Raw genomic sequence first — 17,697 nt, 5'->3', positions numbered from 1 at the left:
GGCCGGTTTTGAGGCAGTGGAGGGTCATGCGGCTTCCTTGATGCCGATCACGGTCACCTCGTTGCCACTCATGATCACACCAAATCCGCATCCCTCGTTGAGGAAGCCGCCCATGTTGCTGGCTATCGGACTAAGCTCACGCACGAGATACTGGATCAGCTGCATTGTCGTGACACCCTCGGCATGAATATGATCAAGCTTGAATGCGCCGCTGACTTCGCTGTCGGATTTGGCGGAAAGGTCAATCTTGACCAGAAGCTCTTTCATCGTCTCTCTCCATCTGGCTCTCTGGATGCCGCCCCGCGTGGGGGCGGTCACCAGAACGCCCCGGATCAGGCGGCGATCAGCGCCTTGGCCGTGACAACGGTTTTTGCCGGGACCTGGACTGCCTCCCCGGTTTTGGGGTTGCGCGCTGTACGCGCGGCGCGGTGCTTCTGGGTCAGCTTCACGACGCCCGGCAGGGTGAACGGGCGGCCCGCATCGGTCTCGCTTTTCGCCAGTGAGGCCAGCCGGTCGAGGACGGCATTCGTCTGCGCTTTGTTGATGCCGACGTCATCGATGATGGCTTTGACGATATCGGCTTTGGTGAGCTTGCTCATGGTTTCCTCGTGGTTTCAGTTGGGGAAGGGTGCCGGGAGCCGCCCGGCGCGGGGTCTCAGAAGGTGCCGATCAGATCAGGCGCATAGCCCGCGATCTCGTTTTTCAGGTTCTCGTAAATGCCCGGGGCTTGTGCCTTCATCGCTGCAATCTCCGGGGCAAATCCGGCCAGCAGCTCCTCCGGCTTCGCGCCGTCGAGCAGGTCGCCAGCGATGCGATCGACAATGCTCTGGAACGGAGAGGCATCATCCGCCACGGGCTCGGGGTCAGCAGCGCGCTCCGCAGCAGGCCTGTCCGCCATCTCGGTATAAGGCGTTTCGTCAGTGCGCTTGCGCTGCTGTGCCGGGGCCTTCGCGCGGGCCTGCTCGACAGGTCTCTGGGTCGCGCGCTCATCTGAGAGCTGCTGCTGTACCGCTTCGGGCTCTGCCTCACCCTCGATGGTCTCGCCGTCCTCTTCGACTGTTACGCCCTGCGTCGGGTCCATGGCGAAGGCCCGGTAATCGGCGCGCGCATCATCGACCTGCATTGCGTCCATGAACTCGACCGACAGGGGCAGGTACTTTGCCAGCGCGCGAATAGCGGTCTTCTTCGCCATTTCATCCTCGTGCTTGCCCCAGGGACTGTCGGCGGTCTTTCCGAAGCGCTTGGCGGTCTGCCAGCCCTGCGAGGCGTCACGGATGGAGATAATATGCGCCCATGGCAGGACCACATAAGCGTGCCCGCCATCGGTAAATTTCGCGATGGCATAGGCGTGCAGCTTCTCACCCTTAAGCATGCCCGGCCGGTGGCGCAGGCGCGCTTCGGTGCCCTCCTCGTATTCCCAGAGTTCATCGTCGGAATAGTGGATATTCGCCGAGAGGCTGCTGATGTGACCGGAGCGGCGCGCCAGATCGATCAGACCCTTATAGCCGACGACGACCTGAACCTCGGTGACGCCCTTCTTCCGGTTCTCGAAAGGGATCATGTAGGCGTGGCCGAGGATGGTATTCGGCTCCAGCCCGAGGCTGGCGCATTGCATCAGCGCGCCAAGGAAGCTCATCGGCTCGCACTGGCCGAGCTTCGGTGTGGTGCGGATCGCATTTGCGACCACGCGCATCATGCGCTCGGGGTTCATGTGGCGCGCAGCTACAGCGGCGAGCTGGTCGCGCGCCTGCTGGTTCATCAGCAGGCCCTTGACGCTATCCACCTGCCGCAGAGGTGTGGCCTGAAGTTTGAGGGCGGGCGCGCTCATGCTGCGGTCTCCGTTACATTCAGTCTAAATCCGTTGGGAGCGACCTTCTCTCCCTTCTGGGCGCGCACCTCGGCGGTCGCGAGGCGTTCGATCAGGGCGATCACTTCCGGGTGGTCGCGGAAATGGGCGAGGGCGGGTCCGCGCTGAACAACAGTGCAGCTGTACGTCTTCCGCAGGCTCATCGTGCGGCCTGCGCCGGTGGCGGATTGCGCCGAAACCTGAACCGGCGCGGCGGCCGCCTTTGCTTCCTTCGCGGCCGCCTTTGCTGCCTCTTCGGCATCGATCATGCCGGAGATATCGTTGCGAACCTCGGCTTCGGCGCGGGCGCGCTCTGCAGCCTCAGCCTCCTCGCGCGCTTTGCGCTCTCGCTCGCGGCGCTCAGCCTCGGCGCGGGCCTCCTGCTTCTTTAGGAACGCGGCCTGCAGCTTCTTCACTGCGTCGGCGGTGCGATCGATCTTGTCGAGGAAGGGCGTAAAGAAGGCTTGCACCGCCTTGCCTGCGTCGTCGTGCGGCTTCTTCTGGGCAACGCGTTCAGCCTCGATGGCCTTGAAGACAGTGCGCGCGCCGGTCACGAAATCGGCGGCCTTCTGGCTTTGCTCGGTCGTTTCGATCTCTTTCAGATCGAGCCAGGCGCCGCCGGCGTCGAGGAAGTCCCGCAGCTTCGCCTGCAGATCCTCAGGCAGGCTCGGCCCGGGCGGGTGATTGTGGCCAAGGCCAGCGATAGGGCTCATATCGTTCATGCTAAGCGCTCCTCAGAAACCAATCGGATAGTCGGGGCGCTGCGCGACGCCTTCGATTGCGGGGGTGGTGGAAACAGCGATGGCGGTGCGTACGAAGTCATCGACCTGCACCTGAGCGGCGGCCACGATTTCCGGGCCGGCCAACTGGAGGATGCGGAAGCAGGTCTCAGAAGAGAGCGCCACCTGCATCGTGTTATCGTTGTAGCTGACGCTCAGTTTCGCCTCGTAGGGGTTGCTCTCACTGGGCTGGGAATAGGGGTGCTTCAGGCTGATATTGAGCGATTGCAGTCTCATGGTCTGATTGCCCTTTCGGTCAGATCGAGGCGGGCCATCGTGGCCGCCATTGCGGGGATCGCCTCGCGGCGCTCTGTCAGCGCCAAAAACTCAGCGCGGGTGATGGGGGTGAGGTGCGACCAGATCGAGGCCGGCTCCCGGCGGACGCCATCAACCTCGCAAGCCATGCGCTCCGGGCCGGTCAGTTCGCCGGTTTCCGGATCAATCTCACGCTGAATGCTGATTTCGACCGGCACCCACGGCCCGCCGCGGATGAGGCGGGTTTTATACCAGCCGCATTCAGGCAGGCCGTCTTGACGGGGAAGATCAGGGTTGATCAGCGCCGAACGGTGCCAAGCGTAAAGCTGCGCGGAGGTCGAGGGGCGGCGGATCATGCTATCGCCCGCCAGGCGACGGAGATCATGAGCGCGAGGTCGCCGCCGAGCAGGTACGAGAGCCAGAAGGCGGCCCGGATCTGGGTGTCGGTCAGGGGAGGGCGGGCGATCACGGCCAGGCCTCATCGCTGAATTCCGGGTGCAGGGCCTCCACCACGATATTCATCGGATCGAGGCAGATCAGGCCGGTGAGCGTTGCGGCGCAGCAGGTGATGATCGCCACGTGCAGCGGGCCGATGGCGGCCTTGCGGACAGGGTGGCGTCCTGCAGCGCGGGAGAATTCGCGGGGATCGATCACGCTCACAGCCCGGCCCTCCGGTCACGAATGGCGTGGGCCTTGTCGTCCTGCGCAGCCTCGTTCATCGCGGCGAGGTCGTCGGCGGTCAGCAGGCTCGGCCAGTCAGTGTCATTCGCGCCAAGCATCTGCGAATGGCAGTCGCTGCAGATCAGGTCATTTGTCGGGCGCAGCCGCAGCTCTCCAGCCTCAAAGGCCGGGCGGCAGCAGTAGGAGCATTCGTCGCACATGGCGGGTTCTCCAGAATTCAGAAAAAGCGACCCCGGCCCGCAAATGCGGGAGCCATCGGCGAACCGGGGCCAGTGAGGCAGGGGACAGGCGGCCCCGCTGCGGTTAATCGGTCAGGTCGTAGACGGTCTTTCCGTCGATCATCTGGGGGAAGATGAGGCGGCCGTTGTGCCAGCGGCCCCACTTTGCGCACCAGGCGTCTTTCTCCGCGTCACCCAGCGCCAGATCGGCACGGCGTCCGAGGAGGTCTCGGGTGGTCACTCCCGGCGCCCCAGGGACAGGAGCGTTCAGGTCGGCGATGGGAAAGAGAGACCCATCAGCCATGTTTCTGCGAGATACGAGCGGCACAAACCGGCGCAGGGGGCAGAGGCAGGCTCACCCTAAGAGAGGCGAGCCAGTCCTGCAATTCCTCAACATTCAGGCCGACCGAGGGCGGCTGAGAGGCGAAAGCGGCCAGACCGGCCGGGGTAACAATCACTACGGGCATTTTACACTCCATCTCGTGGATCCGGCAGGCCCTTATGTCGCTGCCGTTGAGATGAATATCGAAAAACGATAGCGATTAGTCAAGGAGTAAATATCGATTTCAGATAGTTTTTCTGATGAAGCTTGCTGTAGTCGATAGCCGGGTGCCGCCGGCGCCTCGCCAGCACCCAGCTGGCGGACAGCAAAAAGCCCGCCGGAGCGGGCTTCTATATTATGTTTCAGTGATCAGTGTGCTCTGGCAGTTATCGCTGTGTCTGATTTCCCGATCAGCCCGAGGACGCGGCCAGCCCACTCATCACTCGCCCCATCGAGTACGGCCATCGGAAGCCCTCGATTGGTCGCGGTGTTGAGCCTCCTGTCCGTCACTCGGCCCTTCCGGCGGTCAACCACGGCAATGATGGGTGAATCGCCGTCACCCATGGCTTGGTAGTCTACCAAGGCGTCCATAAGTCGCAGATCTCCACCTGCCGCAAAAACCCTCGCGACCGTGATGCCAGTCTGCGCCTGGCGGATCACTATGTCGGGGCCGCTAGAATCGGTTGGCTTGCCATCATCCGAAATTGTGAGCCCGGGGGGCAGTTTTGTGCTGAGTTCGCGCCGAACATCATCCGCGAAGGTGGCGGCAACGTTTTCCCTGCTGAGGAGCGTCAAATCGCGCGTCCTGATTAGGGCTGAAATGAAGTGAAGGGCAGCGGCCCCTATCTCGCTCTCAAGAACTGGCTCCGACCGGATTGTCAGATCGTCATCATACCGAACACCCTCGTCGGTCAGCATTCCTCGCAGGAGGCCCTCCCGAACGGGAGATTTGAGATCAAGCCCGCTTGCGATTGCGGTTGGCAAGGTCATGCCATCATCCTCAAGGGAAAACGTGCCGTCTTCGTTATCTATCAGGTAGAAGGACAGTAAATCACCGTCAGGCATGACAAAGCCGGTGCTGATGGCATAGCCAATCGGCACTGGGGTAACTTCCAGGGCGCCACACATCGCGCCCTTAAGTGCAGCACTCACGCCACTGATCGCGCTCACAGCGCCATCTCCTCTTGGTCAACAATCGGGTCGGTTCTGAAGAATGCCCCAGCAGCCTTGCAGAACAGGGCCTTGGTCCATCCAGCTCTACGCCGCCGATACCGCCTATGGTCTGGCAGAGTATAGGGCATTTTTATGGAATCCGCACCACATAGGTCAGAAATTTGATCACAGTGAGCGTGGATGTGCACACCGCCTCCATTCTTACCTGGCTGATCCTCAAATCGCATGATGGCTACAGGCGGGCCGGAATCCGGGACTTTGATGAGGCATGCTTTCCATCTTCCATAGGCTGGTGATGCCTCGATCAGGAGCTTAAACTTCCTGCCATCGTCGCAGGATAAAATGAAACACCTCCACTCCCATCGAGGGGAAGCCGGGCGCGTGTTCGGAAAGGCGCTATAGCGTGGGGGTAAATCGTCAGCCTTCCATCCTGTGTCGCGAACCACCTGCTTTTTGATCGCTAAATCATCCCTGACGTGGCTGAAGCCAATCTTCATCCCTCTCCCCTCAACCTCTCCACGGCCCGACGCATTATCTCCGTCTCGGCCTCGCGCCCATCGCGTGACCGCGAAAGCTGCGCGATCAGATCCAGCACCACATCCTCGCGGCCCTCCGGCGTCGTCACCAGGCCGCCGACAAGATCGGCGATGAGGCGCGCTCCGGCGTCTAGGGCGGCCTCGGCGGTGATTTTGTCGCCCTTGGTCATGCGTCCACCCGCTCAACCATCTCCGGCGGCAAGCTGAGCTTAACTCGCGCCGCCCATTTCAGCCGGACGCCGTGCATGTTCTCGGCCTCAGGGTTTATCGAAATCAGGCTGAACGTGCCTTCCTGGCTGCCCGTCTTGACCACCTTTACCCAGGCTTTCCCAGCTTCATCCTCGCAAACGCAGATGTGGCCGATAGCCTCGACCGGAACGCCAATGGTTTCGCGGCTGTAAAACAGAACTGTGCCCGGCGTGAAGATCGGCGCCATGCTGTCGCCCTCGACCTCAACGGCCACGATCCCGCGCGGTGAAAGCTGAGGAGGGCAGGCTACGCGATACAGGCCTTCGCCCTTCTCATAGGCATCAACCAGATCGACATGAGCGCCAGCGCCGACATGGCCAGCGACCGCGATCATTGGGGAGGGGTCTTCCGGCAGGCGGTAGCCAAATGTGCGGCGTATTGCGTCCACCTCGGATGCCTTGAACTGCCGCCTACCGGCGATGACGTTCGTAAACATTTGTTCTGTTATGCCGATGGTTGCCGCAAGGTCGCGTTGCGACATGTTGCGGGCCTCCATTTGTGTCCTGAGCCAGTCCATATCCATCCGCAAAAGGTATGTCGAATTTCGATAGTTAGTAATTTCGAATATCGATAGAAGAGGCTTGACTAAAAACTATTGAAAATCGATAGTGCGGCATGATCACATTTCATGTCTCCCCAGTCGCCGCGCGCGTAATCGAGAAGTGTGGCGGCGTTGCTGCTGTATCGAAGATTACTGGTCGTGCGGCGCCAAGTATCCACAAATGGCGCCACCCAAAACAGAAGGGCGGCACCGGCGGGCTAGTTCCCACTGATGCCCAAGCGCGCCTCATGGCGGCTGCGCAACGTGGTGAAATTGATCTGTCACCGGACGATTTCTTTGACTTGTCCCCCGCTCAACAAACGGTCCCTGGCGAAAAGATACGGGCCACCCCATGACCGACCGCGCCCGGCTCCTTGCACACCTCGGGGCCGAGCGCCTGACTTGGCTCACTGCCAAGCACCGCGCGCTTCTGCGCGGCAATTCACAAGCGTTCAAACAGGCCGTCGAGGAGCTGCAGCGGATCAACCGCGCGATCCTTGCTTGCGGGCCGGAAGATAAGGGGCAGCGCTGATGCGTGACCATTCACCGGAAGAGACCATCTCGATCCGCGGTGCTTCCGCAAAGAGCATCGCGGCCCACCTGCTTGGCATCGGGAAGCAAGGCGGGGATTACCCGCATGATGCTGATGACTTCGGGCGCTGCGAGGCGTTTCTCGCCGACTACCCGCAGTTGCGCGGCGACCTGTCACGGATGGCTGAGGTCAATGCCTACTGGGCAGGCCTCACACCCCGCTGGGATGAGATCGCAGCATCGCAGGATAAAACCGCTCTCATCAGGTCAATCATCCGGCCGATTGAGGATGCCGATCCATCACATATCCGGATGAGTGATTTTGCCTCAATCCGCATCGGTGGCGCGGCCGACTTCAAGGGCGAAACCCCCATGAAAAACACCGAGGCCGATCTGGCTGTGCGGGACAGGGCGTTCAGCGTCACTGCCGACGAACTGCGCCAGTTCATCGAGCGCATCGAGCAGATGGAAGCCGAGAAGCGCGACATTGCTTGCCAGATCAAAGAGATCTTCGCGGAGATCAAAGGCCGGGGCTTTGACGCCAAGGCGGTCCGTAAGATCGTCGTCATGCGCCGGCAGGATCCGGAAGTGCGGGCTGAGGCCGAGGCCATCCTTGAAACCTACATGAACGCGCTGGGGATGGAGTGACCATGCCAGTGAACCTGCGAAAATCCCGCGCAAAGCCGCGCGACATTGAGGGCCCGATCCATCGGAGCATCCTCGATTATCTGCGCCTCGCGCTGCCTGATGCTCTGATCCATCACAGCCCGAATGCGATTGGCCTCTCCGGATACAAGCTGTCGCGGCAGATCGCCGAGAACCGCGAGAATGGCACGGTTAAAGGCTTCCCCGATCTGATCGTGCTGCCCTGGGCAAACATCGGGCCGATGCTCTTTGAGGTCAAAGCCCCCGGCAATTACCCGGACAAGGATCAGCGCGAGCTGCACGAGCGGCTCACCACGCTGGGCTATCGGGTCGCCGTGGTGCGCTCGCCTGAAGATGTGGCTGCCAAGCTGGACGAATGGGGGATCTGGCAGCAGCCGGGCGCCCGGAAGGTGGTGCTGCCATGATCGAGCACCTGATCGCTTATCAGCAGGACCGAAAGGGATCACGCCCTCACCGTGGAAAAGAGGTCACGCGGGCAGAGTTCGCACGCCTCTGGCACGATATGAGCCTTAAGATGGATGATCTGGCCGCTGCCCTCGGCATATCAGCGAAGGCTGTCCAGATGCGCGCCAAGGCCAGAGGCTTGCCATCTCGCAGCGTCCTGCGAGGCGCCGCACGCGATCATTTTGACAGCGAATTCCCGGCGCTCTGGGTCTTTGGCGTGACGGCTGAGGAAATTGCCCTGCACTACGGCGTGACGGTGGCCGCGGTCCACATGAAGGCTCACCGAATGGGCATGAGCGCTGCAGGGCGTGGCATCAGCAGGCATCGCCCTGGCCGCACGATTGCCGATTATCGCGAGTTCCAGCTGGCGGCTGCGATGGCCCGCACGGCCGCCGCTGAAAGCCGCGCCGCCGCTGAGCATTGGAGGCAGATCGCATAATGTCAGACCGCACGGCCCCCTGGTTCAAGTTCTATCCGGCTGACTTCATGAACGGCGTGCGAGGCATGTCCGCGCAGGAAGTGGGTCTGTATCAAATGCTCCTCTGCCTGATCTATGAGGAAAACGGGCCGGTCGAGTTCAACGTTCTGCGTCTCGCGACCTATTGCGGGATGCGCGAGGCCACCTTCACCAAAACGGTCGAAAAACTGATCGCTCTGGGCAAGCTGAACCTCGCTGAAGGCATGCTCTCGAATGATCGTGCCGAAATCGAAATTTCAAGTCGTGCGAACGATCTGAAAAATGCATCCAAGGCCGGAAAAGCAAGCGCCAAAAAAAGGCAACAAAATCAACAGGCGGATGCAACGCCCGTTCAACAGGCGTTCAACCATACAGATACAGATACAGATACAGATAAGAAAGAGGGTGGTGGTGGTAGCGCGTGCGAGCGCGAGGCTGTTCCTGATCCCAAATTTCCCCAGCAAGACCCGGCCGACCGGGAGCAGATCCTCGCCGCCATGGGCGTCGGTCCGGACGGCGTCGTCGGTCCCTCAAAATTCATCGGTGGCCAAGGTGACATGGCCGAGGCGCGCCGCTGGCTGGAGCTGCCCGGCCTGACGCTGCCAGCGGTCCTCGATGAGTTGCGCCGCATCACCGCCGGTAAGCCAGACGGGCCGGCCAGCAGCTTCAAATATTTCACGCCAGCCATGCAGCGCCTCTCCGGCCAGCTGACCGCCGCCCCGCTCCAACCGACCGCCGGGCAGGGGCCTCGCGCCTCTCCGACCCGATCCGTCCAGCCCGATATCGCCGCGATCATGTCTCAACTCGAAGCCGAAGGACGCGCCTGATGAGCCTCCACGAAGCCGACCTGAAATCCCGCCTGACCCGCTTCCTGAGCCGCAAGCAGATGCCGCGCCGGTTTGAGGATAAGCCCGCCGCCCAGGCCGACGAGATCGGCGCTCTGCTGGCGGTCCTGATCCGCAACGCGCCCCGCCACATGGAGGCATTAACCGCGTGGTGGCCCCACTTCGAGGCCCGCCTCGGTGAGATTTGCGGCTCGATGTGGCCGACCGAGAAGGAAATCCGGGACGCGGCGAAGATCGCGACACAGGAAGCGCCAAACCCCACCGGCCCGGCATTTTCGGGAGCCGACATGCGGGAGGTCGCGATCACCGCCCGCAAGATGGCCGCGAATGAGCCGGTCGGCGAGGACTGGCTCTGGGGTCGCGGCGCGGTCGAGCTGATCGCCGAGCGCCTGGTCAGCCGGGAGACGATGGAGCGATACCGCAAGGGCGCCTTCTGGAACCGGGTTGGCAGCAACCACCCGACTGATGAGGCCCGCCAGTCCGCGCTCAACGCCGCCCACCGCTGGGAGGCCGAGGCGAAAGAGCGTCACGAGGCCGCCCGGCAGGTCTGGGGCCAGCGGAATGACGAGCGTCAGCACCGTGATGCCTCGATCCCCGACAAGAGCGCGCCGTACAGCGCTGATGCCTTCGCTGCGGAGTGACCCCATGGCTGAGCCCGCGCGCCACACCACGGTCGAAGCCGCCTGCCTGGGCAAGCACCCATTCGGCAGCCCGAAGACCGCCCAGAAGGTCGCCAGCAAGCGGAAGGGCAACACGACGTTTCGCTGCCCGCACTGCGGCTTCTGGCACCTGACCCACACCATCAAGCGCCCGAAAGCGTGGCGCAGACCGACAGGGGAGATCTGATGCAAATGACACCGATTATCCGCGAAGTCCGCCAGATCGAATGTGAGTTCTCGGCCGATCTGATCCGCGACATGATCATTGCGGAGGCCCGCCGCTGTGCCGAGCTGGGCGAGGATGTGCCGGTCACACTGACGGCCACGCTCATTCCGGCGGTAACGGTTCGGGCGGTTGTCGCTGGACCGATTTCCTTTGAGCCTGGCGCCACCCATAAAGCCTTTCCAGCGCAGGGGAATGAGCCGATTTCCTCGGGGGTGAGCACCGGTTCGAGCAATATGCAAAAAATGCATGCTGCCCCGGAGGCCGCGCCGCGCCCGGCGAACAGCAAGCCCGCGCTTCCGCAGGTCTGGACCCGCGATGAAGACGATCTGGTTGTGGCCAGCGCCATCGAAATGATCGGCGCCACCGTCAAGGATCAGGCCGCTGCCGCCTCGCTGCTCCTGACTGGCCGCACCGTCGAGGCGGTCCGGTATCGCATGCAGACGACCCTCAAGGCCCGGATCGCAGCCGAGGTGGAGGCGCTTGCGGCTGCTCGCGCCAAGAAGGCCGCCCACGGCGCGCCTGACACTGCCCGCACCCCTGATGTGGAAAAAGCGCCAGGGGCCATTTCTGCGCAAGCTGCGGGGCAGGACGGGGTATCCGGGAGTGACATTGCCGCTCACCTGAGGGCGCTGCCGTATCCGGCCGGGTGGGGTGTCGAACTCGAGGTCGACATGCTGGAGCGCGCGCTCGACGGCCAGACCGTGATGCAGATCGCCGATATCAATGGCTGGTCGCCCCAGTTCATCAAGATGCGCTTCGAGCTGCTGGTCGGGCGCAAGGGCACGATGCCCGCCCGGTTCTCCCGGCAGGAGGTGCTTGAGGCGCTGAGGCCCCGCGCCACGGATACCGTTGCCATCACTCGCGAGGGGGAGGCATGAGCGAGCAACTCTCCATGCTGGACCTCTGGGAGCCGAAGCCGGAACCCGTGGTCTATGTGCCTCGCCCACGCCGCACGGTGCTGACCCGCGCCTATGGGGAAGCCGCGTACTCGATGGAGATCTACGAGGACAGCCCTGATCCGGTTGAGATCGAAATCCGGGGCATCCCCTGCTTGATCGTCAGCGCGTTCGGCGCATCGACCTATACCGTTCAGCCGCCCGGCTCGCTGTTCTGGTCCTGCACTGGATTTCGCAGCATGGCCACCGGTGGCGCTTCGGTCGATGAGGTGATCCAGCTGGTCGAGGAGCACATCGATGCCCCAGCGGCGAAATCTGGCCTCGGCGGCAAGCTGGAACGCTGGTGGCCCAGCTATGTGACGCAGTGGCAGCAATCGCTGGCGTATCACGGCTTTGCAGACCGCTCCCGGGAGCACTGGGGCTGGTGCGCCCGAGAGGTTGGTCAGGCTGCGATCTGGGCCGATTACGACGCGCGGCAGGCCGAAGCGCTGGCCCGCATGATTTCCGAAGGAATTGACCCAAACGATGTCGGCCCGCCCTCGGGTTTCAAGGGCAAGTGGCCGCGCTTTAGCATGGATGAGCACAAATGACTGACAAAATGAATTTGAACGCTGCAAATGCTCGCCCGTCGCCCCCCAGTATTACGGGCGAGCCAGGAGCAGCGGCTATCGCAAGGGCCACTGGCGGAGTTGGGGACAGGGCCAGCAGCCCCGCACGCGATAACTCGTTACTCCCTGAGCGTGTGACGCTGCTCTCATCTGGTGATTCGCGCAACCCCGGTAAATATGATGGTCAACCCCACCTTTTGGATGGCGGCATTCTAGGCCGAGATTGCCACATCTCGGGCGCGATAGCGGCAGCACCGGCGGGCGGCCTGATCAGCCGGGAGGCGGCGATTGCTGAAATACTGGGATCATCCGAGATCGATAGCGGCGACAAGTATCATGCCGCCCACTTGCTCCGCGCCCTCCCTGCCGCCCCGGAAGCGGGGGAGGTGGAGAAAGGCAACCTGGTCGCTGAACTCAAGGAGATGACGCGCCGCCGCGACGAATGGCGCAAGAAGGCGGCTGGTTACGATGAACTGGTCGCTGCAGTCCGAAGGGGCGTAGAGAAGGCAGGGGAGCGCAACCTGTCGCGGGTGTTTATGCGTGGCGCTCTGATTGAAGCGACTTCTCGCGCCGAACGCGCCGAGGCCCGCCTTGCCGAGTTGGAGGCCGAGCGCGACACGGCGATCGAGAACGAAAAATCCAGATATGTCCGGGTGTCGCAAAAATATAGAATGGCGCTGGAAGAGCGTGACGCAGCACTGGCACAGGTGGCCGGGGCGTATGAGGCGGCTGCAAGGGAGGCTGCTGCGCTGGGTGATGGTCATGATGGTGCCGGTATGGCAGAAGCAATCCGCACCCTCACCCCCGCCGATGCAACCGCCGCCTTTGAGCGCGCCGTAGAGGCCCGGGTGCAGGCCGCACTGGCCGCGCAGGGGGAGCCGGTGGTGGGCGATACCCCGATAGGTGGCCGAGTTCGCTTTGCGGCGCCTGCAGGCGCTACCCGCGATGAAATGCGGGCCTGGCTGCGCGACACGCCAGAAGGGCAGTCCCTGTGGGCGAATGGCGATTGCATTCTGGTCTGGGCGAATGAGGGGGATCTCTTCAGCGCGAATTACTGCGCCCCGACTTTTGCCGTAGATGTGCAGGCGGAGTTGACCGAGTTGACGATGCGCCAGAAGCTGGCGGCCCTGTCTCTTCGCTTCTATCAGGGCATGATGTGGGAGCCAAAGCCCGGCGACTATTACACGACAAGCCGCGCAGATCTTGAGCTTTATCAAGTGGTATCCGTCGAGGGCGGCAAAGTGCGGACCCGCTACTGCAACGGTAAAACGCAGACCATTTCTGAATGGCCCGAGGCTGAGTTTACGAGTGGAGGATTTGGGCCGAAGCGCGTCCATGTGCCGGATTTCGTGTTGCGGGCAGATCCCGCCCCCGCCAGCGCCGGGGTGACGGTGAAGCCGCTGATTGACGCTGTGCAATCCCACCTTCGCTGGATGGATGCGTTCCTGTGCAAAGAGGATGAAGTGCGCAGCTCGACGCCTCGCAAGGTGTTCCAGAACTCGCAGGACGCCGCCGAGGAACTGCGCGCCGCCCTCGCCGCCCTCTCACAGCCCGCACAGGCAGGGGAGGGCTGAGGGATGGGATCCGAGCTGACCCTGGCACAACGGCTCCGCGTGGCAGCCGCCCTGAACGGCGAGGCAAGGCTCACCCTCGACCGCGCAAGCGCTCTCTGGCTGGTCCGCATGATGGAGCGAGAGGAAGCAGTTATCCGCGCGCAGGATGCCGTGATGAGCCTTCGTGCGGACCACGCCGCCAGAGAAGAAAGGCGGGACAAGATCTTAAGGCGGACAATGGTGGACCTGCTCAGCCTGTCAGCCTCCGCGCTGGCACTCGCATGGGCCATCGCTGGCTGGCTGTGAATATCAACAAGAAGACCAACGAGGGACAGATGAGCAAAACAGACCGGGCGAAAAAGCGGGCGGCGGAAAAGGCGAGCAGGGTGACGGCGGCTCCGGTGGTGGCCCTGGCTGCCACGCCTCGCCCTGCCAAGCGCGGCAAGGCCCGCATGCGCGAAATTCGGGTCGAGCAGGATCCGCAAAAGGCGATGCTGAAGGCGCGGGCGCGGCGCTGGGGTAAGCCTGAAGGCCAATGGCGCGAGATGCGCGATCCGTGGTGGGGATGCGAAGCCGGCGGCGCGATGGCTTCAGTCATTCCCTCGCATAAGGACCGGCAGGAATACTGGGAGGCGATCCAGCATGTCCGCGCGGCAATCATCGCCTTTGACCGGGCAATCGGAGCGCCGAACCGGCACGCTCAGTGCCTGCGCCTTCTGCTGCCACTGGAGGAACTGAGCGCGGACAGCACCACACCCCCGGCTGACCGACGTAGTGACGAGGAGAAGCAGGATCAGGCCGTTCTCGGAATGCAGGTTATCGAGGAGCGGATCGGGCGATCCGGCCCGGGCCCCATGGCAGAGGTGATGCGCGTAGTGGTCGATGACCATCGCGCCCGCGACCCCGCCGCGATGGTGCTGGCCCTGGGTCATGTGGTCGATCTGCGCCGCGGACGCTAAGGCTTGACATTCGGGGTGAACAATTTAGTATCATGCTGAACGCAGAAGAGCGCCCGTAGGAGAAATCCTGCCGGGCGTTTTCGTTTCAGTCCTCTGCAAACTCATTGAGTTCGCCCAAAATTTTTACGGCACGATCTGCCAACGACGCAGCCTTTGTCGGGCTCAATCCCTCGACCTCGGCTGCCACCGCAATCGCTTGCTTCAGATCACTATCTGAGAATGATCTTTCATTTGCACCAATTGCTGGCATGTTTCTCTCCCTCTCCAATCCCGCCACCCTGCGCCACCGCAGGTAGAGGCGTCAAAGGGTTTCGAAGTAACCCGTGGCTGGAAATTTCATCGAGGTGGTAGTTTGTTGTTTCAACTTACGGCTTGATGAGTTACGAGTACCTTGCATTTACGCTTTTCGGCCCTGGTCCTTTCCGGCACAGTCTTCGATCACCGCTTGTGCCGAGCCGTCGCATCTTGTGGGCGGTACTCTCCAAAAAGGATTAACACGATGGCCAATGGCACCGTGAAATGGTTTAACGCAACCAAGGGTTTCGGTTTTATCGCTCCTGAAGGCGGTCGTAACGACGTTTTCGTTCACATTACCGCACTTGAGCGCGCAGGCATCCGCAGTCTGGACGACGGTCAGGCTGTGACCTTCAATATCGAGTCTGGTCGCGACGGTCGCGAGTCTGCCATCGACCTCAAACTCGCATAATTCGAATTCGGTCTGCACAAATAATGCAGATCACGCTTCACGAACCACGGTCCATCCTAAGCGGCACGCTGTACTGCCGATATAGCCGAGCCTGCATCCTCAAAATGGATGTGCACCGTCGGGCCGGATCGCAACTGCGGTTAGGAAGCGGAAGGTCGGATAACAGACAAGCGCCCGGAGCTTTACAGCCTCCGGGCGTTTCGAATTTATAGGTCACTGTTCATGGTGAAAACCGCAGATGTGACAGCAGGTCTCATAGGACCTTACCTCGTACCGGACTTCGAAGATGATCCAGCCGATGAGCTGATCGAGACCGTATTTTTTAGGCTCGGGTTTGAGGCGTTGGTCTTTGGAACAACCTTTTTGGGCTTTTTCGTATCGCGCCCGCGTTTTTCCATGCCTTTTGCCATAATGCACACCTTTCAGATCTGCAGGCCAAGATCGGCCAATCTTGCAGGGTAGACGTATGTAGCCGAATAGATAGGGCTAATACCTGATCCCGGCTCAATGTGGAGCAGGTACCGCCGGGTTTAAAAGGCCTCACCTGCATATTATCCCTCTGCGCTCAGTTCCCCGCCCTTGGGTCAATGGGTGCCTCCCTGTTGGACTGGCTAGAGTGAGAGCCCCGGCATATTTTCGGAGTAACCGCGATGGCTGACCGCGATCCGGCCACCGGCCATTTCCTCCCCGGCAACCGCATCTGGGAAGCCCGCGCCAGCTCCGGCCCGAAGCCGAAGTTTGAGACCGCGGAAGCGCTCTGGGATGCTGCCTGCGAATATTTCGAGTGGGTGCATGAGAACCCGCTCTACAAAGACCAGCTGGTGACCTTCCAGGGCTCGGCCACCCATGAGCCGGTCGCGGCCATGCGGGCTATGACGATCCGGGGCCTGTGCTTATTTCTCGGCGTGTCTCACGAGGCGTGGCGGCGCTGGCAGGTTGAGGATGATGAGATCCACAAGCCGCATCTGGCCGAGGTCATGAGGCAGATCGAGGACACGATCTACCAGTGGAAATTTGAGGGGGCGGCGGCAGATCTGCTGAATGGCTCGATCATCGCGCGCGATCTGGGGCTGGCTGACAAGAAGGAGCTGACCGGCGCTGGCGGCGGCCCGATGGAGGTCATGACCCTTGCTGACTTCTATGCAGGCCAATCGACCGACACTTAACCCGGCATTACAGTCCTTTTGGCTGACGCCTGCTCGCAATCGCGTCCTGTATGGCGGTCGCTCGTCGTCAAAATCATGGGATGCCGCAGGCTTTGCGGTGTTTCTCGCCACGAAGTGCAAGATCCGCGTTCTCTGCGCCCGACAGTTCCAGAACAAGATCGCCGAGAGCGTCTATACGCTGCTGAAAATCCAGATCGATCGGTTCGGTCTGCGCGATCAGTTCACGATCACCGATAACTCGATCCGCCATAACCGCACCGGCAGCGAGTTCCTGTTCTACGGCCTCTGGCGCCACATTGACGAAATCAAATCGCTCGAGGGCATCGACATTTGCTGGATCGAGGAGGCGCACAACCTCACCGAGGAGCAGTGGGAGATCCTTGAACCGACCCTGCGCAAAGAGGGGTCGCAGTTCTGGATCCTGTTCAACCCGCGCCTGGTAACGGATTTCGTCTGGCGCAGGTTCATCGCAAACACGCCGCCGCGCACGGTTAAGCGGCATATCAACTTCAACGAGAACCCCTTCCTCTCGCAGACCATCCTCGACGTGATCGAGGCCAAGCGCGCTGAGGATGAGGAGGATTTCGCCCATATCTACCTCGGCCAGCCGCGCGAGGATGATGACGCTGTGGTCATCAAGCGCTCGTGGGTGATGGCCGCGATCAACGCTTGCGGCAAGCTTGGCCTGAGCAAGGGGCCGGGCCGCCGGGTCGGCTTCGACGTCGCTGACAGTGGCGACGACAAGAACGCGCTCACCCTGATGGAGGGGATCGAGGCCAGCAGGATCGAGGAATGGAAGGGCGGCGAGGACGAGCTGCTGAAATCGGCCGGCAGGGTTCACGCCGTGGCGCGAGAAGCTCGGGCCGTGATCGATTACGATAGCATCGGGGTTGGCGCTTTCGCTGGGTCGCATTTCCAGGCGCTGAATGGCCAGTTCAAGACCACCATCGAATACCACCGCTTCAACGCCTCTGACGGTGTGATCAGCCCGGGTGAGCGGATCGACCCGCAAGACAAGGGATCACCCACCAACGGCGATTATTACGCCAACCTGAAAGCCCAGACATGGTGGCTGGTGGCTAAGCGCTTCCGCAACACCTTCAACGCGGTGACCAAGGGCATGAGTTATCCGGTCGAGGATCTGATCTCGATCAGCCCGGATTGCGACCACCTCGACCGCTTGATTGATGAGCTTTCGACCCCGCGCCGCGACTTCGACAATGCCGGGCGGGTCAAGGTTGAGAGCAAGAAAGACCTCGGCAAGCGCGATATCGCCTCGCCGAACCTCGCGGACAGCTTTGTCATGGCGAATGCGCCTCGGCGGAAGCAACCGAAGACCAGCACCGGCACGATCAAGGGCTTCTACTAGGTGCCCGCGAAG

30 protein-coding genes are annotated in these 17,697 nt (G+C 61.9%); 15 read left to right on the top strand and 15 right to left on the bottom strand.

Going from position 1 to position 17,697, the window contains the following annotated elements; all coding sequences use genetic code 11:
- Positions 1-24: 24 nt before the first annotated feature.
- The 14 genes from H0485_RS17680 to H0485_RS17615 all read right to left on the bottom strand — a co-directional run bounded on the left by H0485_RS17680 (position 25) and on the right by H0485_RS17615 (position 6,555).
- A complete protein-coding gene (locus tag H0485_RS17680; RefSeq protein WP_226937271.1) occupies positions 25-267 on the bottom strand; it encodes a hypothetical protein in 243 nt (80 codons plus the stop codon).
- A 65-nt stretch (positions 268-332) separates the two neighbouring features.
- Complete coding sequence (locus tag H0485_RS17675) at positions 333-599, bottom strand: HU family DNA-binding protein (RefSeq protein ID WP_226937270.1); 267 nt, start codon at positions 597-599, stop codon at positions 333-335.
- Between the two features lie 56 nt (positions 600-655).
- Positions 656-1,828 (bottom strand): recombinase RecT, encoded by a 1,173-nt coding sequence (locus H0485_RS17670; RefSeq protein ID WP_226937269.1) that lies wholly within the window; start codon positions 1,826-1,828, stop codon positions 656-658.
- Entirely contained in the window at positions 1,825-2,568 is a 744-nt protein-coding gene (locus H0485_RS17665) for a hypothetical protein (RefSeq protein ID WP_226937268.1), read from the bottom strand. The genes H0485_RS17670 and H0485_RS17665 overlap by 4 nt, the downstream gene beginning before the upstream one ends.
- Positions 2,569-2,580: 12 nt before the next feature.
- Entirely contained in the window at positions 2,581-2,862 is a 282-nt protein-coding gene (locus H0485_RS17660; protein WP_226937267.1) for a hypothetical protein, read from the bottom strand.
- Complete coding sequence (locus H0485_RS17655) at positions 2,859-3,236, bottom strand: hypothetical protein (RefSeq protein ID WP_226937266.1); 378 nt, start codon at positions 3,234-3,236, stop codon at positions 2,859-2,861. The genes H0485_RS17660 and H0485_RS17655 overlap by 4 nt, the downstream gene beginning before the upstream one ends.
- Positions 3,237-3,345: 109 nt before the next feature.
- Positions 3,346-3,540 carry a hypothetical protein gene (locus H0485_RS17650; RefSeq protein ID WP_226937265.1) on the bottom strand — a complete coding sequence of 65 codons (195 nt, stop codon included), beginning with the start codon at positions 3,538-3,540 and terminating at the stop codon, positions 3,346-3,348.
- Positions 3,537-3,761, bottom strand: coding sequence for a hypothetical protein (locus H0485_RS17645; RefSeq protein ID WP_226937264.1), 225 nt, complete (start codon positions 3,759-3,761; stop codon positions 3,537-3,539). The genes H0485_RS17650 and H0485_RS17645 overlap by 4 nt, the downstream gene beginning before the upstream one ends.
- Before the next feature lie 103 nt (positions 3,762-3,864).
- Positions 3,865-4,020, bottom strand: coding sequence for a hypothetical protein (locus H0485_RS17640; protein ID WP_226937263.1), 156 nt, complete (start codon positions 4,018-4,020; stop codon positions 3,865-3,867).
- Positions 4,021-4,075: 55 nt separating this feature from the next.
- Positions 4,076-4,246, bottom strand: a complete 171-nt coding sequence (locus tag H0485_RS17635) for a hypothetical protein (protein ID WP_226937262.1) — start codon at positions 4,244-4,246, stop codon at positions 4,076-4,078.
- 224 nt (positions 4,247-4,470) lie between these two features.
- Complete coding sequence (locus H0485_RS17630; protein ID WP_226937261.1) at positions 4,471-5,271, bottom strand: DUF1828 domain-containing protein; 801 nt, start codon at positions 5,269-5,271, stop codon at positions 4,471-4,473.
- Entirely contained in the window at positions 5,268-5,771 is a 504-nt protein-coding gene (locus H0485_RS17625; protein WP_226937260.1) for a hypothetical protein, read from the bottom strand. Before H0485_RS17625 ends, H0485_RS17630 begins: the two co-directional genes overlap by 4 nt.
- Complete coding sequence (locus H0485_RS17620; RefSeq protein ID WP_226937259.1) at positions 5,768-5,980, bottom strand: hypothetical protein; 213 nt, start codon at positions 5,978-5,980, stop codon at positions 5,768-5,770. Before H0485_RS17620 ends, H0485_RS17625 begins: the two co-directional genes overlap by 4 nt.
- On the bottom strand, positions 5,977-6,555 hold the full coding sequence (locus tag H0485_RS17615; protein WP_354002456.1) for a LexA family transcriptional regulator: 579 nt from the start codon (positions 6,553-6,555) through the stop codon (positions 5,977-5,979). Before H0485_RS17615 ends, H0485_RS17620 begins: the two co-directional genes overlap by 4 nt.
- A gap of 397 nt (positions 6,556-6,952) precedes the next feature.
- Here H0485_RS17615 and H0485_RS17610 point away from each other — a divergent pair, with 397 nt between their 5' ends.
- The 12 genes from H0485_RS17610 (at position 6,953) to H0485_RS17555 (ending at position 14,444) form a co-directional block, all read left to right on the top strand.
- Complete coding sequence (locus H0485_RS17610; RefSeq protein ID WP_226937257.1) at positions 6,953-7,132, top strand: hypothetical protein; 180 nt, start codon at positions 6,953-6,955, stop codon at positions 7,130-7,132.
- Positions 7,132-7,779 carry a DUF2312 domain-containing protein gene (locus H0485_RS17605; RefSeq protein ID WP_226937256.1) on the top strand — a complete coding sequence of 216 codons (648 nt, stop codon included), beginning with the start codon at positions 7,132-7,134 and terminating at the stop codon, positions 7,777-7,779. The genes H0485_RS17610 and H0485_RS17605 overlap by 1 nt, the downstream gene beginning before the upstream one ends.
- A gap of 2 nt (positions 7,780-7,781) precedes the next feature.
- Positions 7,782-8,201, top strand: a complete 420-nt coding sequence (locus H0485_RS17600) for a VRR-NUC domain-containing protein (protein ID WP_226937255.1) — start codon at positions 7,782-7,784, stop codon at positions 8,199-8,201.
- Positions 8,198-8,680: a hypothetical protein gene (locus tag H0485_RS17595; RefSeq protein WP_226937254.1), complete on the top strand. Its 483-nt coding sequence runs from the start codon at positions 8,198-8,200 to the stop codon at positions 8,678-8,680. Before H0485_RS17600 ends, H0485_RS17595 begins: the two co-directional genes overlap by 4 nt.
- Positions 8,680-9,525 (top strand): DUF1376 domain-containing protein, encoded by an 846-nt coding sequence (locus H0485_RS17590; protein ID WP_226937253.1) that lies wholly within the window; start codon positions 8,680-8,682, stop codon positions 9,523-9,525. The genes H0485_RS17595 and H0485_RS17590 overlap by 1 nt, the downstream gene beginning before the upstream one ends.
- A complete protein-coding gene (locus H0485_RS17585; protein ID WP_226937252.1) occupies positions 9,525-10,184 on the top strand; it encodes a hypothetical protein in 660 nt (219 codons plus the stop codon). Before H0485_RS17590 ends, H0485_RS17585 begins: the two co-directional genes overlap by 1 nt.
- 4 nt (positions 10,185-10,188) lie before the next feature.
- Positions 10,189-10,389: a hypothetical protein gene (locus H0485_RS17580; RefSeq protein ID WP_226937251.1), complete on the top strand. Its 201-nt coding sequence runs from the start codon at positions 10,189-10,191 to the stop codon at positions 10,387-10,389.
- Positions 10,390-10,394: 5 nt separating this feature from the next.
- On the top strand, positions 10,395-11,306 hold the full coding sequence (locus H0485_RS17575) for a hypothetical protein (protein ID WP_226937250.1): 912 nt from the start codon (positions 10,395-10,397) through the stop codon (positions 11,304-11,306).
- The gene (locus H0485_RS17570; RefSeq protein WP_226937249.1) at positions 11,303-11,914 is read left to right on the top strand and encodes a hypothetical protein; all 612 of its coding nucleotides are present in this window, start codon (positions 11,303-11,305) and stop codon (positions 11,912-11,914) included. The genes H0485_RS17575 and H0485_RS17570 overlap by 4 nt, the downstream gene beginning before the upstream one ends.
- A 152-nt stretch (positions 11,915-12,066) precedes the next feature.
- A complete protein-coding gene (locus H0485_RS17565) occupies positions 12,067-13,506 on the top strand; it encodes a hypothetical protein (protein WP_226937248.1) in 1,440 nt (479 codons plus the stop codon).
- A 3-nt stretch (positions 13,507-13,509) separates the two neighbouring features.
- Entirely contained in the window at positions 13,510-13,791 is a 282-nt protein-coding gene (locus H0485_RS17560; RefSeq protein WP_226937247.1) for a hypothetical protein, read from the top strand.
- A 29-nt stretch (positions 13,792-13,820) separates the two neighbouring features.
- A complete protein-coding gene (locus H0485_RS17555) occupies positions 13,821-14,444 on the top strand; it encodes a hypothetical protein (RefSeq protein ID WP_226937246.1) in 624 nt (207 codons plus the stop codon).
- Between the two features lie 85 nt (positions 14,445-14,529).
- Here the strand turns inward: H0485_RS17555 and H0485_RS17550 are convergent, their stop codons facing one another.
- The gene (locus H0485_RS17550) at positions 14,530-14,694 is read right to left on the bottom strand and encodes a hypothetical protein (RefSeq protein WP_226937245.1); all 165 of its coding nucleotides are present in this window, start codon (positions 14,692-14,694) and stop codon (positions 14,530-14,532) included.
- A gap of 249 nt (positions 14,695-14,943) precedes the next feature.
- Here H0485_RS17550 and H0485_RS17545 point away from each other — a divergent pair, with 249 nt between their 5' ends.
- The 3 genes from H0485_RS17545 (at position 14,944) to H0485_RS17535 (ending at position 17,685) form a co-directional block, all read left to right on the top strand.
- On the top strand, positions 14,944-15,150 hold the full coding sequence (locus H0485_RS17545) for a cold-shock protein (protein WP_226937244.1): 207 nt from the start codon (positions 14,944-14,946) through the stop codon (positions 15,148-15,150).
- 650 nt (positions 15,151-15,800) lie between these two features.
- Complete coding sequence (locus tag H0485_RS17540; RefSeq protein ID WP_226937243.1) at positions 15,801-16,316, top strand: DNA-packaging protein; 516 nt, start codon at positions 15,801-15,803, stop codon at positions 16,314-16,316.
- Positions 16,279-17,685: a PBSX family phage terminase large subunit gene (locus tag H0485_RS17535; RefSeq protein WP_226937242.1), complete on the top strand. Its 1,407-nt coding sequence runs from the start codon at positions 16,279-16,281 to the stop codon at positions 17,683-17,685. Before H0485_RS17540 ends, H0485_RS17535 begins: the two co-directional genes overlap by 38 nt.
- The last annotated feature ends 12 nt before the right edge of the window (positions 17,686-17,697 follow it).

Source organism: Pseudogemmobacter faecipullorum (assembly GCF_020539525.1).
In the GTDB taxonomy this organism is placed as follows: Bacteria; Pseudomonadota; Alphaproteobacteria; order Rhodobacterales; family Rhodobacteraceae; genus Pseudogemmobacter; species Pseudogemmobacter faecipullorum.
Note: the sequence above shows the minus strand (reverse complement) of the source record. Positions and strands in the feature narration are given on the sequence as shown.

What these genes read in the sequence shown, in the direction of transcription:
- H0485_RS17680 (WP_226937271.1), bottom strand. Translation starts at nt 267, where the DNA reads ATGAAAGAGCTTCTGGTCAAGATTGACCTTTCCGCCAAATCCGACAGC.
- H0485_RS17675 (WP_226937270.1), bottom strand. Translation starts at nt 599, where the DNA reads ATGAGCAAGCTCACCAAAGCCGATATCGTCAAAGCCATCATCGATGAC.
- H0485_RS17670 (WP_226937269.1), bottom strand. Translation starts at nt 1,828, where the DNA reads ATGAGCGCGCCCGCCCTCAAACTTCAGGCCACACCTCTGCGGCAGGTG.
- H0485_RS17665 (WP_226937268.1), bottom strand. Translation starts at nt 2,568, where the DNA reads ATGAACGATATGAGCCCTATCGCTGGCCTTGGCCACAATCACCCGCCC.
- H0485_RS17660 (WP_226937267.1), bottom strand. Translation starts at nt 2,862, where the DNA reads ATGAGACTGCAATCGCTCAATATCAGCCTGAAGCACCCCTATTCCCAG.
- H0485_RS17655 (WP_226937266.1), bottom strand. Translation starts at nt 3,236, where the DNA reads ATGATCCGCCGCCCCTCGACCTCCGCGCAGCTTTACGCTTGGCACCGT.
- H0485_RS17645 (WP_226937264.1), bottom strand. Translation starts at nt 3,761, where the DNA reads ATGTGCGACGAATGCTCCTACTGCTGCCGCCCGGCCTTTGAGGCTGGA.
- H0485_RS17635 (WP_226937262.1), bottom strand. Translation starts at nt 4,246, where the DNA reads ATGCCCGTAGTGATTGTTACCCCGGCCGGTCTGGCCGCTTTCGCCTCT.
- H0485_RS17625 (WP_226937260.1), bottom strand. Translation starts at nt 5,771, where the DNA reads ATGAAGATTGGCTTCAGCCACGTCAGGGATGATTTAGCGATCAAAAAG.
- H0485_RS17620 (WP_226937259.1), bottom strand. Translation starts at nt 5,980, where the DNA reads ATGACCAAGGGCGACAAAATCACCGCCGAGGCCGCCCTAGACGCCGGA.
- H0485_RS17615 (WP_354002456.1), bottom strand. Translation starts at nt 6,555, where the DNA reads ATGGAGGCCCGCAACATGTCGCAACGCGACCTTGCGGCAACCATCGGC.
- H0485_RS17610 (WP_226937257.1), top strand. Translation starts at nt 6,953, where the DNA reads ATGACCGACCGCGCCCGGCTCCTTGCACACCTCGGGGCCGAGCGCCTG.
- H0485_RS17605 (WP_226937256.1), top strand. Translation starts at nt 7,132, where the DNA reads ATGCGTGACCATTCACCGGAAGAGACCATCTCGATCCGCGGTGCTTCC.
- H0485_RS17600 (WP_226937255.1), top strand. Translation starts at nt 7,782, where the DNA reads ATGCCAGTGAACCTGCGAAAATCCCGCGCAAAGCCGCGCGACATTGAG.
- H0485_RS17595 (WP_226937254.1), top strand. Translation starts at nt 8,198, where the DNA reads ATGATCGAGCACCTGATCGCTTATCAGCAGGACCGAAAGGGATCACGC.
- H0485_RS17590 (WP_226937253.1), top strand. Translation starts at nt 8,680, where the DNA reads ATGTCAGACCGCACGGCCCCCTGGTTCAAGTTCTATCCGGCTGACTTC.
- H0485_RS17585 (WP_226937252.1), top strand. Translation starts at nt 9,525, where the DNA reads ATGAGCCTCCACGAAGCCGACCTGAAATCCCGCCTGACCCGCTTCCTG.
- H0485_RS17580 (WP_226937251.1), top strand. Translation starts at nt 10,189, where the DNA reads ATGGCTGAGCCCGCGCGCCACACCACGGTCGAAGCCGCCTGCCTGGGC.
- H0485_RS17575 (WP_226937250.1), top strand. Translation starts at nt 10,395, where the DNA reads ATGACACCGATTATCCGCGAAGTCCGCCAGATCGAATGTGAGTTCTCG.
- H0485_RS17570 (WP_226937249.1), top strand. Translation starts at nt 11,303, where the DNA reads ATGAGCGAGCAACTCTCCATGCTGGACCTCTGGGAGCCGAAGCCGGAA.
- H0485_RS17560 (WP_226937247.1), top strand. Translation starts at nt 13,510, where the DNA reads ATGGGATCCGAGCTGACCCTGGCACAACGGCTCCGCGTGGCAGCCGCC.
- H0485_RS17555 (WP_226937246.1), top strand. Translation starts at nt 13,821, where the DNA reads ATGAGCAAAACAGACCGGGCGAAAAAGCGGGCGGCGGAAAAGGCGAGC.
- H0485_RS17550 (WP_226937245.1), bottom strand. Translation starts at nt 14,694, where the DNA reads ATGCCAGCAATTGGTGCAAATGAAAGATCATTCTCAGATAGTGATCTG.
- H0485_RS17545 (WP_226937244.1), top strand. Translation starts at nt 14,944, where the DNA reads ATGGCCAATGGCACCGTGAAATGGTTTAACGCAACCAAGGGTTTCGGT.
- H0485_RS17540 (WP_226937243.1), top strand. Translation starts at nt 15,801, where the DNA reads ATGGCTGACCGCGATCCGGCCACCGGCCATTTCCTCCCCGGCAACCGC.